The organism is Tepidimonas charontis (assembly GCF_007556685.1).
Taxonomy (GTDB): domain Bacteria; phylum Pseudomonadota; class Gammaproteobacteria; order Burkholderiales; family Burkholderiaceae_C; genus Tepidimonas; species Tepidimonas charontis.
In genome coordinates this window covers 1-14,745 of the sequence record NZ_VJON01000017.1, presented here as the reverse complement: position 1 = coordinate 14,745, position 14,745 = coordinate 1, and the positions used below count along the sequence as shown (strand labels likewise).

The following is a 14,745-nucleotide window of genomic DNA, read 5'->3' as shown; positions in this document are numbered from 1 at the left end:
GGATGGCCGACACCACCGTGGAGCGTCGTTTGGTGCTGGCGTCCAACAACGCCGGCAAGCTCGCCGAGCTGCAGGCGCTGCTGGCGCCGCTGGGGGTGGAGCTGATCGCCCAAGGCCAGTTGGGTATCCCCGAGGCGCCGGAGCCGCACCCGACCTTTCTGGAAAATGCCCTGGCCAAGGCGCGCCACGCGGCCGCGGCCAGCGGTCTGCCGGCATTGGCCGACGATGCCGGCCTGTGTGTGGCGGCCTTCGGCGGCCGCCCCGACGTGGACACCGCCCATTACTGCACCCAATTCGGCTACCCGAAGAGCGACGCCAACAACGTGCGCGCCCTGCTGGAGCAGATGCGCGACATCGACGACCGGCGCGCGGCCATGGTCAGCACCCTGGTGGCGGTGCGCAGCCCCGACGATCCCGAGCCGCTGGTGGCTTTTGGTCGGGTCGAGGGGCTGATTGCGCGCGCGCCGGCAGGCGAGCGGGGCTTCGGCTTCGACCCCATCATGTTCCTGCCTGCCTTCGGCTGTACCTTCGCCCAACTGAGTGACGATGTCAAAAACGCGCACAGCCACCGGGGGCGCGCGGCGCGGGCGATGCTGGCCTTGATGCGCGAGCGCTGGTGGCCGTCGCAGGCGGACCCGTCCTCTGCCTCCGTCTCATGAGCGGCGCATCGCAGGTGCTGCAGCGGTGGCAGCCTGGCCAGGTGCGCCTGACGCAGCTGCCACCGCTGGCGTTGTACGTCCACTTGCCGTGGTGTCTGCACAAGTGCCCTTATTGCGATTTCAACTCCCACGCGTGGGGGATGGCCCGTGGGCAGCAGGGGGCACTGCCGCAGCGCGCGTACATGCAGGCGCTGCTGGCCGATTTGGAAGCCAGCTTGCCGCTGGTGTGGGGCCGCCCGGTGGTCAGCGTCTTTCTGGGCGGAGGGACCCCCAGCCTGTTCGACCCCGACGTGATCGGCGAGTTGCTGTCGGCCATTCGCGCCCGGCTGCCGCTGCAGCCCGACGCCGAAATCACACTGGAGGCCAACCCCGGCACCTTCGAGCAGGCACGCTTTGCCGCCTTTCGCGACGCGGGCGTCACACGCCTGAGCATCGGCGTGCAAAGCTTCGATGATCGACTGCTGCGCGCCGTCGGGCGCGTGCACGACGGCGCCCAGGCGCTTGCTGCGGTGGAAGAGGCAGCGCGCCACTACGCGACGTTCAATATCGATCTGATGTATGCCTTGCCGGGGCAGACACTGGCCGATTGGCGTCGCGATCTCGACGTCGCGCTGGCCTTGCAGCCGCCGCACCTGTCGCTCTACCATCTGACCATCGAGCCCAATACCCGCTTTGCGCAGACCCCGCCGCCGGGGCTGCCGGATGAGGACACGGCCTACGCGATGCTCGATGCCTTGGTGGAGCGCACGGCGGCGGCGGGCTTGCAGCGCTACGAGGTGTCGGCCCACGCCCGCGCCGGTCATCGCTGCCGGCACAACCTCAATTACTGGCATTTCGGCGACTACCTGGGTATCGGCGCCGGCGCGCACGGCAAACTCAGTTTTGCCGAGCGCATCGTGCGCCAGGTGCGTTGGCGCGATCCGGCGCGCTACCAGCAGCAAGCGCTGGCGGGCCAGCCCGTGGCCCAAGAGCACGAGGTGGCCGCGCGCGATTTGCCGTTCGAATTCATGCTCAATGCGTTGCGGCTGCGCGACGGTTTTGCCCTATCGCTGTTTAGCCAACGCACCGGCTTGCCGATAACGACGGTATCGGGCACCATCGAAGCCGCGTGTCAGCGCGGCTGGCTGACGTGGGATCGGGCGCGCGACTGGGTGGCACCGACGGCGCTGGGCTTCGATTGGCTCAGCGATTTGCAGGCCCTGTTCCTGCCCGATTGAGACGTCGACGCCGGCGAGCGCTCGTGTGCGCTGGCCGCGCGGTGGTCCGCGACGGAGGTGAGCGATGCTGGCCATCTACGGCACTTCGGGCTTGATGTATCGCGGTCCCATCGAGGATCTGCGGCGCGTGCTGCCGAGCCTGCGCTCGGCGCGGTTGCGCCCGTTGGCGACAGAGGTGGACCGCCCGGATTTCGCCGATAGCGGTTTTCGAGTACCCGCGCGGCGCGACGGCGACGGTGACCACGGTGGCGGCGCGGCTTTGCCGCGCACCGCCGCCGTGGCCGTGCAGACCTACGGCGAAGTGCAGCGTCCTACGGTGCCCCGTCAGCCGCTGCAACGGGTGCAGGACGTCATGTCGCGCACGGTCGTGACGGTGCGCTCCGATCTTTCGGTGGGGCAGGGGTGGCGGGCGTTGGCCGAGTGCGGAGTGGGGCAGGCGCCGGTGCTCGACGCCGATGGGCGTTTGGTTGGCTTGCTGACGCGGGCCGAGTTGCTCAGTCTGGACCACCTGCCGCGGCCCGAAGACAACGCCTTGGTCTGGCGCGCCTTTCTGGCGCAGCCGCTCAGCCAGGTCATGATCACGCCGGTGCCCGGTGTGACTGCCGACACCCTGCTGCGGCGGCTGGCCTTGGCCCTGCTGGCCACCGGGCTGCCGGGGTTGCCGGTGGTGGACGAGGCTGCCGCCTTGATCGGTTTCGTCTCGCGCAGCGATATCCTCAAAGCGGTGGTGCACGATCCGCCGTTGGACCTGTGGGCCGGCTAGGCGACAATACGGGGGCGTCGGCCGCGCGTCGGCGTATGCCGTTGTCCGCCAGGGCCGATTTGCTCTGGTATTCCACACATGGCGTTGCGGTCGCCGCAACGCGCCCGTACCGTGAACGCGAGCGATATTCCAACCGTGAAACCGACCCCGAGCGATCTCGATCTGCGCACCGGCGGCGTGCTCAGCGCGCCCAATGCAGCCGAGCGCAGCGCGCGCCTGCGCGCCTGGCTGGACAGCGACCCGCCGATGGAGCTGCTGGTCGAGGTCTACCGCGAATTGGCCCACCGCGACAAGGGCGCGGCCAAGCAGGTGCGGGAACGCCTGGACGAATGCCGACGCGCCCGCGCCCAGGACGCACTGGCCGCTCAATGGGCCGAGCGCGCCCAGGCGCTGCTGGCGGCGCCGCGGCTGAATCTGGCCGATGCGATGGCGTGGCTGCGTGACGCCGCCAAAGACGGTGCTCCACTGTCGCGCGAGCCGCTGGCTGGCTTGCGTCAGCAACTGACCGAACGCATGAAGGCCATCGAAGACCTGCAAACCCGGGTACTGGTGGAGCGCGAGGCCGCCAGCCTCCTGGTACAGCGTATCGAGCTGCTGTCCACCAAACCCTGGGCCGACGCGCTGGCTGCGCGCGATGGTTTGGCGCAGGACGTGGCTGCCTGGCAGGAGCGTGCCGCTGCCTTGCAGGGCAGCCCGCATTGGGGCGAACTCGAACCACGCCACGCTGCCCCGCTGCAAACAGCCCAGCAACAATTGACGGCGGTGTGGACGGCGTTCCAGGCGGCATTGACGCAGGCGCAGGCTGCTGCCGCCGACGTCCAGGCGTCACTGCCCGGCGTGCCGGTGTGGGATGACGAAATCCGCGCCGCGCGTGGCGAGTCCGCCGCCCCGGCTGCCGTGCCCAAGGCCGTGATGGCGGTGGCACAAGCGGCGCTGTTGCCGGCCATCGAGGCGCTGGAGCGCGAGCTCGGTGCTGGCCACACCAAGGCCATGGTGCGCTACGCCGGGGAGCTGCGTCACGCCGTCAAAGTGCACGGACGCCATGCCGGCCCGCAGCTCGAAGCACGCGCCCATGCCGCGTTGGCCAAAGCCAAGGAACTGGAAGACTGGCAGCGCTGGCGGGCCGACCAGTTGCGCGAGGAGCTGCTGGCCAAAGCCGAAGCGCTGACACAGGGGACCGAAGACCAGCGCCCCAACGGACGTCAGCTGCAAGAGGCCATCCGTCACCTGCGCGAGCAGTGGAAGCTCACCGACCAAGGCGGTACCTCCAACCATGCGCTGTGGAAGCGCTTCGATGAGGCCTGCAACCGCGCCTATCAGACGGTGCAGGCATGGCGCCGCGAGCTGGCGGCGCAGCACGCCGCGGCGGAGCAGGCGCGGCGACAGTTGATCGACGAAGTGCGCGCCTGGACCGCTGCGCACGCCAGCGATGAAGACTGGAGGTCCCAGGTACGCGATTTGCACGCCTTTGCCGAGCGCTGGCGACAAGGCGGGCACGTCAGCGAAAAGCGCTTTGCCGAATTGCAGACACAGTGGAAAGAGGCCATGGCCGCTGCCCACGCGCGCCTGGAGGCGGCACAGGCCGACAGTGTGGCGCGTCGGCAGGCGCTCATCGCCGAAGCGCAGGCGTTGGCCGCCGAGCCGCGCTTGCGCCTGGACGCGATCAAGGCCTTGCAGCAGCGCTGGCAGGCCGAAGCGCAGCGCGTGCCGTTGGAGCGACGTAAGGAACAAAAGCTGTGGGAGGCATTTCGCCAGCCGATCGATGCGGCGTTCGCGCGCAAAAACGCCGAACGCGAGCAGACGCAGGCGGCGCTCAGCGCCCTGGACGCCGCCGTGATGCAGGCCGTGCGTGCGCTGGAGCAGGCCTGCGCGGGCGACGATGCGCAGCAGATTCGCGCCGCCATGGCGGCGCTGCGGGCCGCCGCCAGCGGGGAAGGCACGGGGCGGGATGGCGCCAGTGACGCAACGGGGCTGGCCGATGCGGCGGCGGCCGTGTCGGCGCAACACACCACCGCGGCGACGGCTGAGGCGGCGGATGCGGTGGCGCCGGCGGCGGGACGCCCGCTGGTGGCGCGCCGTGGCGACGATCGCCCCGGCGCGGTGGCTGCGGCGGCAGCGCCGGCACGCCAGGGCAGGACGCCACGGCCTGCACGCGAGGGTGTGCCGCCGCGGCCACGCCTGGGCGAGGCGGCGTTTCGCGCCCAACGCCAGGCCTTGGAAGCGGCCGAGGCACGCTTGCGTCAGCTGGCCGCGCGCGCCCACGGCGAAGCACTGACCGCCTTGCTGCAGGCGTGGGCCCAGCGGGATGCCGATCGAATACCGCCGACACAGCAGCTCGGTGGTCGCCAAGCCGCTGCGGCGCGGCCGGCCTGGGTGCGCGCACTGCAGCAAGGCGGCGGCACGGCCGAGGCGGCCGACGTCGCTTTGCTGCGGCTGGAAATCGCTGCCGATCTGCCCACGCCCGCCGAGTGGCTGGCGCAGCGTCGGCAATTGCAGCTGCAGCTGCTCACCCGCCGTCACGAACCCGGGCCGGCCGAGACCTGGGGGCAAGACGTGGCGCAGATACTGGCCAGTGCGCACGATACGGCGCGTGAGCGCCGGCTGCAGGCGGCCTTGAAAGTGCTACTGCGACGCTGAGCGCTGCGGATGGGCGAAAAACGCGTCGAGCTGCGCGGTCAGATCGGGGTGCTCGACCGCCAATCGCGCTCGGTCCACGCTATAGGCCTCACACGCCACGGCAAAAAACTCTGCCGGTGAGGTCGCCCCGTAGGCATCCAGCCAGGGCGCCGGCGCGCCGAAGCGTTCGTGCAAAGCCACCCGGCGGCGATGTTCGTCCAGCGCGGCGTGCAGCACGGCGCGCCAGCGCAGCCGCGCTGCCGTCGGGTCGGGGCGCAGCATGTCCGCGGGCAGCAACGGGCAGCCGTCGGGCGCTTGCCCCAGCGCCTTGCCGTGCATGTCGATGGCGTGGGCGAATTCGTGGATCACCAGATTGTGGCCCACGGCCTCGGCACCGGACGGAGCCGTCACGCCACCATGCGCCGTGTGGCCCAGCACCCGCGGCCACGAAAGGAGGATCGGTCCCCCCTGCATGGCTTCGCCCGCCAGCTCCTCGTCATACTCGTGGATGACCCCCGCCTCATCGCGCAGGCGGCGCGGTGCGATCACGTCGGCCGGATGCAACACGATGCCGACGAAATCGTCATACCAGGCCAGCGCCGACAGGCCGCGGTGACGCAGGGGCAAACAGGCTTGGATGGCCACCAGCAGCGCCATGTGATCGTTCACCCGTAAGCCATGGGCACCGCTGAACTGCTTGCGCATCAGAAAGGCCGCGCACAGGGCGCGCAAGCGCAGCTCCTCGGACGGCTCCATGGCAGGCAGCCACGGCAGCGCCTGCCGCACGTGCTCCCACAGTCCATCGGGGATGGCGGTGGGGTCGCCGCGCGCCGCCCGCCAGCGTCGTCCCCAGCGCTGCAGCAGTCGCCACCAGTGCCCCAGTAGCCCCAATCGGGGCGTCGTCACCACGGCGCCGAACCTCCGCCGCTGCCTCTGCACTGCCGCGCGGTGCGTGCTGGCCCGTGTGCGCGCCGCCGCCTCATACGAGGTCTGCGATGCGCTGCACTTGCCAGCCGCCGGCGCCATCGAGCAACAGCACTTCGGCGCGCGGTGGACGGGCGCCGGCGTGCCAATCACTCAGCACCAGGCGCGCCGTGCCGTCACCCAGCCTGTGGGCGGCCGGACGGTGGGTGTGTCCATGCACCACGCCACTGGCACCGGCGGCGCGGCAGGCCTGGGCAACGACGGCGGGGTCGACGTCGCTGGGCGGCTCACGGGCAGCCGCGCGGGCGGCTTGATGGGTGCGGCTGTCTTGCCGCATGGCGCGCGCTTGGCGGAGCCGCTGGGCCAGCGGGCGCGCCAGAAACGCCCGTTGCCATGCGGGCGCCCGTACTTCGGCGCGAAATCGTTGGTAGTCGGTGTCGTCGGTACACCAAGCATCGCCATGACTGAGCAGCCAGCGCGTGCGGCCAAGGGACAGCACGGTCGGGTCGGGCAGCAAAGTCGCACCCGTGGCAGCGGCAAACCCCACCCCCAGCAAAAAATCACGGTTGCCGTGCATCACGTACACCGGCATGCGCGACGCCGTCTGCGCCAACACCCCGGCCGCCCACTGCATCAGCGCTACGTCGGCATCCAGCGCGGGATCGGCGCGTAGTGCGTCGTCACCCACCCAGGCTTCGAACAAATCGCCCAGCACGAACATCGCATCGGCGGCCAGGCGCTGCAGCGTACGCTGCCAAAGTTGGGCGGTGTCGGGGTCGGCGGAGTGCAGATGCACGTCGGACAGACACGCCACCCGTTGCCAGGTGGCAGGCGCGCGAAGCAAGAACGGCGCTGCCATGGGGCCCCGTTCAGGGCGTCACCACCACCGCCTTTGTGATGACCACGTCCTCCAGCGGCACGTCATCGTGAAAGCCGCGGCGGCCGGTGCGCACGGTGCGGATGCCATCCACCACCGCTTCGCCTTGGACCACGCGGCCGAACACGGCGTAACCCCAGCCCTGCAGGGTGGGGGCGGTGTGGTTGAGAAAGTCGTTGTCGGCCACATTGATGAAAAACTGCGCCGTGGCCGAGTGCGGCGCTTGCGTACGCGCCATGGCAATGGTGTAGCGCTCGTTTTTCAGGCCGTTGGCGGCCTCGTTTTCGATCGGGGCGCGGGTGGGCTTTTGCTTCATGCCGGGCCCGAAGCCGCCGCCCTGGATCATGAAGCCGTCGATGACGCGGTGAAAAATCGTGCCGTCGTAGTGGCCGTCGCGCACATAGGCAAGGAAATTTTCCACCGTCTTGGGCGCGCGCTCGGCGTCCAGTTCCAGGGTGATGACGCCGCGGCCGGCGATGTGCAGTTCGACACGAGGATTCACGACAGAAGCTCCAGCAGGGGCGGGGCGAGGCCCCGCCGGGGTTGGGGAAGGGGAGGGGGACGTCGGCGCCGCTGCACCGGAGCGGGCATGGGTTTGCGCCCACGCCGCCAGCATGACCGCCGCGCCGGCGCCGCCGGTCAAAGCCAGCCATTGGCGCCGATTCATCGGTCCTCTCCGGAGGAGACTTGCAGCAACGCGCGCAGCTGCTGCGCACGCGCGGCCAACCGCGGCGTCTCGGGTTGCAGCGCCAGCGCTCGCTGCCAATGGCCCAGAGCCAGTTGCGCATACACATCACCCAGGTTGCGGTGTGCGATCGCGTAGTCGGGGTGAAAGCGCAGCGCGGTCTCCAGGGCAGCGCGCGCCTCGGGCAAGCGGCCAGCGGCGGCGTGCAGCACCGCCAGATTGTTGTACGGCTCGGGCAGCTCCGGGTGGTCGCGTGTCAGCGCCTCGTACACGGTCTGGGCGGAGTCGCTGTCGCCACGGCCGGCCAGCACCACGCCCAGCAACAGGCGGGCCTGGGCGTCTTGGGGACGCTGCTGCAGCCAGCTCTGCAGCCGCTCATGCGCCGCGTCCCACTCACCGGCACCGATCAAGCGCCGTATCTCGGCGTAGGGCGCCGCCGCTGCAGGAGGATCCGCTGGTGTCGGGGCGTGAACGCTCGCCGGTGAGCCTGCCGTGGCCGGTGCCGGCGCGCGGGCGTCGGTGGACGCCGCACCCTGAGCCCATGCGGCGGCGGGCAGCAGCGCGGCCAACAGCCAGGCGGCGGCCCGGCAACCAGGCCGCCCCGGCAGCGCCGCAGCACGCGCGAACAAAGGGGGATGAAAGCGGTGAATCATCGGTGCACAATACGCGCCTTTGCGAATGATTGTAGCCCGCGCCCCTCGGTGGGCACGGCCCTGCCCGCCCATGACCTTGCGCATTTATAACTCGCTGACCCGACGGCTCGATCCGTTCGTGCCATTGGAGCCTGGCCACGTCCGCATGTACGTCTGTGGCATGACGGTGTACGACCTGTGCCACCTGGGGCACGCGCGCTCCATGGTGGCGTTCGACGTCGTGCAGCGCTGGCTCAAGGCCAGCGGTTATCGCGTCACCTACGTGCGCAACATCACCGATATCGACGACAAGATCATCGCGCGTGCGCTGCAAAACGGTGAAACCATCCGTCATCTCACCGATCGCATGATTGCTGCGCTGCACGAGGATGCCGACGCGTTGGGCATCGAGCGCCCCAGCGCCGAGCCGCGTGCCACCGACTACGTGCCACAGATGCTGGGCCTCATCGGCCGGCTCGAAGCCAAGGGCCTGGCCTACCGCAGCGCCAACGGCGACGTCAATTACGCCGTGCGCGCTTTCCCTGGCTACGGCAAGCTCTCGGGCAAAAGCCTGGACGAGCTGCGTGCCGGTGAGCGCGTCGCGGTCGGCGACGGCAAGCGCGACCCGCTCGATTTCGTCCTGTGGAAAGCGGCCAAGCCCGAGGAACCGGCCGAAGCGCAATGGCCCAGCCCGTACGGCCCGGGACGCCCGGGGTGGCACATCGAGTGCTCGGCGATGAGTTGCGCGCTGTTGGGCGAGAGCTTCGACATTCATGGTGGTGGCGCCGACTTGCAGTTTCCCCACCACGAAAACGAAATCGCCCAGAGTGAGGGCGCCACTGGCCGGCCGCTGGCGCAGATCTGGATGCACAACGGCTTCGTGCGGGTGGACAACGAAAAGATGTCCAAGAGCCTGGGCAATTTTTTCACCATCCGCGAGGTGTTGCAAAAATTCGACGCCGAGACGGTGCGCTTCTTCATCGTGCGCGCGCACTACCGCAGCCCATTGAACTACAGCGATGCCCACCTCGAAGACGCGCGCGCGGCGCTCAAGCGGCTCTACACCACGCTGCACCACGTGCCGCCGGCCGAGGGCGTCGTCATCGACTGGGCCGAGCCGCACGCAGCGCGCTTCAAAGCGGCGATGGACGAAGATTTCGGCACACCCGAGGCGGTGGCCGTCCTGTTCGAGCTGGCGGCGCAAGTCAACCGCACGCGCGATGCGCATTTGAGCGGTCTGCTGCGCGCGCTGGGCGCGACGCTGGGCGTGCTGCAACAGGCCCCAGAGGCCTTTTTGCGGTCTGGATCCGGCGTGGACGAAGCCACGATCGCGCAACGCATCGCCGAGCGCGCCGCGGCCAAAGCGGCGCGCGACTTCGCCACCGCCGACCGCATTCGTGCTGAGCTTGCCGCCCAAGGTGTCATCCTCAAGGATGGCCCGCAAGGCACGACGTGGGAGCGCGCATGACGGCGGTGTGGCCGGCAACGGTGGCGCCACCAGCGCCCGCTGGCGGCGGCCGCTGCAGCGGCGGTCGCGCGGGCTGCGTCACGCCGTCCTACTGGAGCGATGCCTGCGCCCACCTGATGGCGCATGACCGGGTGCTGGCGCGCCTCATCCCGCAATTTCCCGGTGACTGCCTGCAGTCGCGCGGGGACGCCTTCACCACGCTGGCGCGTAGCGTCGTGGGGCAGCAGATCTCGGTCAAGGCAGCCCAGGCCGTGTGGGACCGGCTGCAAGCGGTGCTGGGCACCTGTGCGCCCGTGCCGCTGCTGGCCTGCTCGCCCCAGGCGCTGCGTGCAGCGGGCTTGAGCGCGCGCAAGATCGAATACCTGCTCGACCTGGCGCGTCATTTCGCCGATGGGCGCATCGACCCGGCGGCCTGGCAGCAGCGCGACGACGAAGCCATCATTCGCGAATTGATCGCGATCCGCGGCATCGGCCGCTGGACGGCAGAGATGTTTTTGATTTTTCATCTGCTGCGGCCCAACGTGCTGCCGCTGGACGACGTCGGGCTGATCCGTGGCATCAGCCAGGCCTACTTCTCCGGCGAGCCGGTCAGCCGCAGCGACGCGCGCGAAGTCGCGGCCGCCTGGGTCCCGTATCGCAGCGTCGCGACTTGGTATATTTGGCGCTCGCTGGATCCGATTCCAGTGGCGTATTGAGGGGCCGCGGCGCGCGCCGTCCGCGGCCAGCGTGTGTGTGCCCCGCACACTCCCCTGAGTAGGAGGCGCAACTTGGCCAAACGCAATTTTCTCGACTTCGAGCAGCCCATCGCCGAACTCGAAAGCAAGATCGAAGAGCTGCGCTATGTGCAGTCCGAGTCGGCGGTGGACATTTCCGAGGAGATCGAGCGGCTCAGCCAGAAGAGCCAGCAGCTCACCAAGGACATCTACAGCAAGCTCACCCCGTGGCAGGTGACCAAGATCGCTCGCCACAGCGACCGCCCCTACACGCTGGACTATGTGCGCGCCATCTTCACCCACTGGGTGGAGCTGCACGGCGACCGTCACTTTGGTGATGACCAGAGCATCGTCGGTGGGCTGGCGCGCTTCAATGGCCAGCCGTGCATGGTGATCGGACACCAAAAAGGCCGCGACACCAAGGAGCGCGCGCTGCGCAACTTTGGCATGAGCAAGCCCGAGGGTTACCGCAAAGCCCTGCGCCTGATGAAGCTGGCCGAAAAATTTCGCCTGCCGGTGTTCACCTTCGTGGATACACCCGGCGCCTACCCGGGCATCGACGCCGAGGAGCGGGGCCAATCCGAAGCGATTGGCCGCAACATCTACGAGATGGCGCAACTGGAGGTGCCGATCATCAGCACCATCATCGGCGAAGGCGGCTCCGGTGGGGCGCTGGCCATTGCCGTGGCCGACCAGGTGTTGATGCTGCAGTACGCCATTTATTCCGTCATCTCTCCGGAGGGCTGCGCCTCGATTCTGTGGAAGACCGCCGACAAGGCCCCGGAGGCTGCGGAGGCGCTCGGCATCACGGCGCACCGCCTCAAGGCGCTGGGTTTGATCGACAAGATCGTCAACGAGCCGGTGGGTGGCGCGCACCGTGACCCGCAGCAGATGGCCGCCTCGCTCAAGCGCGCGTTGGCCGAGGCGCTGCGCCAGCTGGCCGACCTGGAACCCGCGGCCCTCATCGAGCGCCGCCATGCCCGCCTCAACGCCCACGGCCGCTTCACCGACACCAAGGCCGCCCGCGGTTGAGGGTGAGGCCAGGCGCGCCGCGCCCGCACGGTCGGTCAGGTCTCCGGTGCGGCTGTCCGCTGCCGTCGCTGCGCCGCCATGGTCGGTCGATGCTCGCATCACCGCCGCCGTGGCGCACTGGTGGGCGCAGCATGCGTCAACCGTGGCCCCTACGGGGCTGGACGGCGTCGGCGTGGCCTTCAGCGGCGGCGCCGACTCCACCGCGCTGCTTCTGGCGGCGTGCGCCGTGTGGCCGCAGCGTGTGCACGCCCTGCATGTGCACCATGGGTTGCAAGCGGCGGCCGACACGTTTGCCGCCCACGCCGCCAGAGTGTGCGCGCGGCTGGCGGTGCCGCTGACCGTGCTGCACGTGCAGGCTCGGCCTGCACCGCGCCAAAGCCCGGAGGAAGCGGCGCGGCGCGCCCGTTACCGGGCGCTGGCCGAGGCCGCGCGCACCCACCGATTGGCGGCCGTCCTGCTCGGCCACCACGCCCAAGACCAGGCCGAGACGGTGTGGCTGGCGCTCAGCCGTGGGGCGGGGCTGCCGGGTCTGGCCGGGATGCCGGCGCTGCGCTGGCACGACGGCGTGGCCTTCGGTCGCCCACTGTTGGCACTGGACGGCGCGGCCCTGCGCCAAGCCTTGGCGGCTGCGGGTGTTCCATGGGTGGAAGACCCCAGCAACACCAGTGCGGCCTACACGCGCAACCGCATTCGGCAGCGTTTGCTGCCCGCATGGGAGGCGACGTTCGGCCCGGGTGCGTGGGCGGCGGTGGCCCGCAGCGCGCGCCATGCCGCGCAGGCACAAACCTTGCTCGACGACTTGGCGGCCTTGGATCTGCAGCACATCGGCGAGCCGCCGTCATTGACGGCGTTGCGCGCGTTGTCCAGCGCGCGCGCGATCAATGCATTGCGGCACTGGCTGCGAATGCGCCACGGCGCCAGCGGCAGCGACGCGCAGTGGCAAGAGGTGGCACGACAAATCACAGCCGCGCGCACACGTGGCCACCGCATCGAATTGCGCTTGGGGCAGGGCACCTTGTGGCGAGCGGGCGACTACCTCCATTGGAAGCCGGCTGCCGTCACGTAGCCGCCACCTGTGACCTCAACGCCGCCACCACCACAGCAGCAGCGATAACAGTACCGAGATCAGCAGGCTGGTGCCGAGCGGAAAATAAAAACCGAAGCCCTCGCGCTCGATGGCGATATCCCCTGGCAGTCGTCCCCACGGCAGGCGGCTGAGCCATGGCCACAGCAAGCCGGCAGCCACCAGTAGCAACCCCAGCGTAATCAAAAAGCGAGCCATTGCCATCCTTTATAATGGATGGGTTTTTCCCACAGCTGCGCAAAGGCCGAAGGTCCACACAGCGCAACTCCCTTCAGGCGGCAGCGGTTGGACTGCCATTGCGCCGCAGCGTTCCGCGCGCCTGACTCGAAACATTCTAGGCATGGCACTCATCGTTCACAAATACGGCGGCACCAGCATGGGGTCGACCGAGCGCATCCGCAACGTCGCCAAGCGAGTCGCCAAATGGGTGCGCGCTGGCCATCAAATGGTCGTGGTGCCCAGCGCCATGGCCGGTGAAACCAACCGGCTGCTCGGTCTGGCCAAGGAGCTCGCCCCCGCCCGGCCGGGCAACGCCTACTACCGCGAGCTGGACCAACTGGCCGCCACCGGCGAGCAGGTCTCGGTTGGGCTGTTGGCCATTGCGCTGCAGGCCGAAGGCATCGAGGCGATTTCCTACTGCGGCTGGCAAGTGCCGATCCGCACCAACAGCGCCTACACCAAAGCGCGTATCGAATCCATCGACGACCAACGCATTCGCGCCGATCTGGCGGCGGGCAGGGTCGTCATCATCACGGGCTTTCAGGGCGTGGACGCTGGCGGCAACATCACCACACTCGGGCGCGGAGGCTCCGACACCTCAGCGGTTGCGGTGGCCGCCGCCATCCACGCCGACGAGTGCCTCATCTACACCGACGTCGACGGCGTCTACACCACCGATCCGCGCGTCGTGCCTGAAGCCCGGCGTCTGCAGCGCATCAGTTTCGAAGAAATGCTGGAGATGGCCAGCATGGGCTCGAAGGTCTTGCAAATTCGCTCGGTCGAGTTCGCAGGCAAATATCGCGTGCCCATCCGCGTGCTGTCCAGCTTTACCCCCTGGGACATCGACATCCACGAGGAAGCCCGCTCCGGCACCCTCATCACCTTCGAGGAAGACGAATCCATGGAACAAGCCGTCGTCTCCGGCATTGCCTTCAACCGTGACGAAGCCAAGGTCTCCGTGCTGGGGGTGCCCGACAAGCCTGGTATCGCCGCCCAGATCCTGGGGGCCGTGGCGGACGCCAACATCGAAGTCGATGTCATCATTCAAAACGTCAGCAAGGACGGCAAGACCGACTTCAGCTTCACCGTGCACCGCAATGATTTGGCGCGCACCCTGGACGTGCTGCGCCAGCAGGTGGTGCCGGCTTTGGGTGCCGCGGACGTGGTGGGCGATGCGCGCATCTGCAAGGTCAGCATCGTTGGCATCGGCATGCGCAGCCACGTCGGTGTCGCCAGCCGCATGTTCCGCTGCCTGGCGCAGGAGGGCATCAACATCCAGATGATTTCGACTTCCGAGATCAAAACCTCCGTCGTCATCGACGAGAAGTACATGGAGCTGGCGGTGCGCGCCCTGCATCGCGAGTTCGATCTCGATCAGCCAGCGGACACCCTACAGGGGGCGTGATTTTTCTCCGCTGCGCGCCCAAACGCGGCGGTCTTCGGGCATAATGTTGGCTGTGGCCCAGGAGTGATGACCGAGAGGCCGAAGGTGCTCCCCTGCTAAGGGAGTATACGGGCTAAAACCCGTATCGAGGGTTCGAATCCCTCTCACTCCGCCAAATGAAGCGTCGCGCTGCGTCATCTGCAATCCAATCGTGACGCAGGCTCAGTGCCCGTTTCGGAGCTCCCCCTTTGGGGATAAGGGCATGCCGTCGAACCCAAGCTGACGGGTCGCTGGCAAAGTTGGCACCTACGACGCAGCAAGCATAATCGTCGTATGCCACGCAAAAAGCTCCCCATCGGCATCCAGACCTTCGCCAAGATCCGCGAAGACAACGCCTACTACTACGTCGACAAAACCGCGTTTGCGCTGCGCCTGATCGAGTCGGGCTCGCACTACTTCCTCTCGCGCCCGC

Annotated in this window: 15 protein-coding genes and 1 tRNA gene; 11 read left to right on the top strand and 5 right to left on the bottom strand. The window is 68.6% G+C overall.

The window, feature by feature from the left end; all coding sequences use genetic code 11:
* Positions 1-2: 2 nt before the first annotated feature.
* From Tchar_RS06590 to Tchar_RS06575, 4 genes are all read left to right on the top strand, one after another.
* Positions 3-659, top strand: a complete 657-nt coding sequence (locus Tchar_RS06590; protein ID WP_144328269.1) for a non-canonical purine NTP pyrophosphatase — start codon at positions 3-5, stop codon at positions 657-659.
* Complete coding sequence (gene hemW / locus Tchar_RS06585; RefSeq protein ID WP_144328268.1) at positions 656-1,876, top strand: radical SAM family heme chaperone HemW; 1,221 nt, start codon at positions 656-658, stop codon at positions 1,874-1,876. Before Tchar_RS06590 ends, hemW begins: the two co-directional genes overlap by 4 nt.
* A 64-nt stretch (positions 1,877-1,940) precedes the next feature.
* Positions 1,941-2,639, top strand: a complete 699-nt coding sequence (locus Tchar_RS06580; RefSeq protein WP_144328267.1) for a CBS domain-containing protein — start codon at positions 1,941-1,943, stop codon at positions 2,637-2,639.
* A 135-nt stretch (positions 2,640-2,774) separates the two neighbouring features.
* Positions 2,775-5,276, top strand: coding sequence for a DUF349 domain-containing protein (locus Tchar_RS06575; protein ID WP_236640326.1), 2,502 nt, complete (start codon positions 2,775-2,777; stop codon positions 5,274-5,276).
* On the opposite strand, the gene Tchar_RS06570 is transcribed toward Tchar_RS06575, so the two are convergent.
* The 4 genes from Tchar_RS06570 to Tchar_RS06555 all read right to left on the bottom strand — a co-directional run bounded on the left by Tchar_RS06570 (position 5,262) and on the right by Tchar_RS06555 (position 8,394).
* Positions 5,262-6,161: a M90 family metallopeptidase gene (locus Tchar_RS06570; RefSeq protein WP_236640323.1), complete on the bottom strand. Its 900-nt coding sequence runs from the start codon at positions 6,159-6,161 to the stop codon at positions 5,262-5,264. The genes Tchar_RS06575 and Tchar_RS06570 overlap by 15 nt on opposite strands.
* Positions 6,162-6,234: 73 nt before the next feature.
* Positions 6,235-7,038: a UDP-2,3-diacylglucosamine diphosphatase gene (locus tag Tchar_RS06565; protein WP_144328264.1), complete on the bottom strand. Its 804-nt coding sequence runs from the start codon at positions 7,036-7,038 to the stop codon at positions 6,235-6,237.
* Between the two features lie 10 nt (positions 7,039-7,048).
* Entirely contained in the window at positions 7,049-7,672 is a 624-nt protein-coding gene (locus Tchar_RS06560; protein WP_144328291.1) for a peptidylprolyl isomerase, read from the bottom strand.
* A gap of 47 nt (positions 7,673-7,719) precedes the next feature.
* On the bottom strand, positions 7,720-8,394 hold the full coding sequence (locus Tchar_RS06555; RefSeq protein ID WP_161595466.1) for a tetratricopeptide repeat protein: 675 nt from the start codon (positions 8,392-8,394) through the stop codon (positions 7,720-7,722).
* A gap of 70 nt (positions 8,395-8,464) precedes the next feature.
* Here Tchar_RS06555 and cysS point away from each other — a divergent pair, with 70 nt between their 5' ends.
* The 4 genes from cysS to tilS all read left to right on the top strand — a co-directional run bounded on the left by cysS (position 8,465) and on the right by tilS (position 12,652).
* Positions 8,465-9,841 carry a cysteine--tRNA ligase gene (gene cysS, locus Tchar_RS06550; protein WP_144328262.1) on the top strand — a complete coding sequence of 459 codons (1,377 nt, stop codon included), beginning with the start codon at positions 8,465-8,467 and terminating at the stop codon, positions 9,839-9,841.
* A 116-nt stretch (positions 9,842-9,957) separates the two neighbouring features.
* Positions 9,958-10,536: a DNA-3-methyladenine glycosylase family protein gene (locus Tchar_RS06545; protein WP_236640333.1), complete on the top strand. Its 579-nt coding sequence runs from the start codon at positions 9,958-9,960 to the stop codon at positions 10,534-10,536.
* Between the two features lie 72 nt (positions 10,537-10,608).
* Positions 10,609-11,586, top strand: a complete 978-nt coding sequence (locus Tchar_RS06540; protein WP_144328260.1) for an acetyl-CoA carboxylase carboxyltransferase subunit alpha — start codon at positions 10,609-10,611, stop codon at positions 11,584-11,586.
* Positions 11,587-11,632: 46 nt separating this feature from the next.
* Positions 11,633-12,652, top strand: coding sequence for a tRNA lysidine(34) synthetase TilS (gene tilS / locus Tchar_RS06535; protein WP_328592034.1), 1,020 nt, complete (start codon positions 11,633-11,635; stop codon positions 12,650-12,652).
* Between the two features lie 15 nt (positions 12,653-12,667).
* On the opposite strand, the gene Tchar_RS06530 is transcribed toward tilS, so the two are convergent.
* Positions 12,668-12,868: a DUF2905 domain-containing protein gene (locus Tchar_RS06530; RefSeq protein WP_144328258.1), complete on the bottom strand. Its 201-nt coding sequence runs from the start codon at positions 12,866-12,868 to the stop codon at positions 12,668-12,670.
* Positions 12,869-13,010: 142 nt separating this feature from the next.
* Between Tchar_RS06530 and Tchar_RS06525 the strand changes: the two genes are divergently transcribed.
* From Tchar_RS06525 to Tchar_RS06515, 3 genes are all read left to right on the top strand, one after another.
* Complete coding sequence (locus Tchar_RS06525) at positions 13,011-14,294, top strand: aspartate kinase (protein WP_144328257.1); 1,284 nt, start codon at positions 13,011-13,013, stop codon at positions 14,292-14,294.
* Between the two features lie 60 nt (positions 14,295-14,354).
* Positions 14,355-14,448 (top strand) — tRNA-Ser (locus tag Tchar_RS06520).
* A gap of 158 nt (positions 14,449-14,606) precedes the next feature.
* Positions 14,607-14,745 (top strand): AAA family ATPase (locus tag Tchar_RS06515; RefSeq protein ID WP_144328256.1); only part of this gene is annotated, 139 nt, incomplete at its 3' end.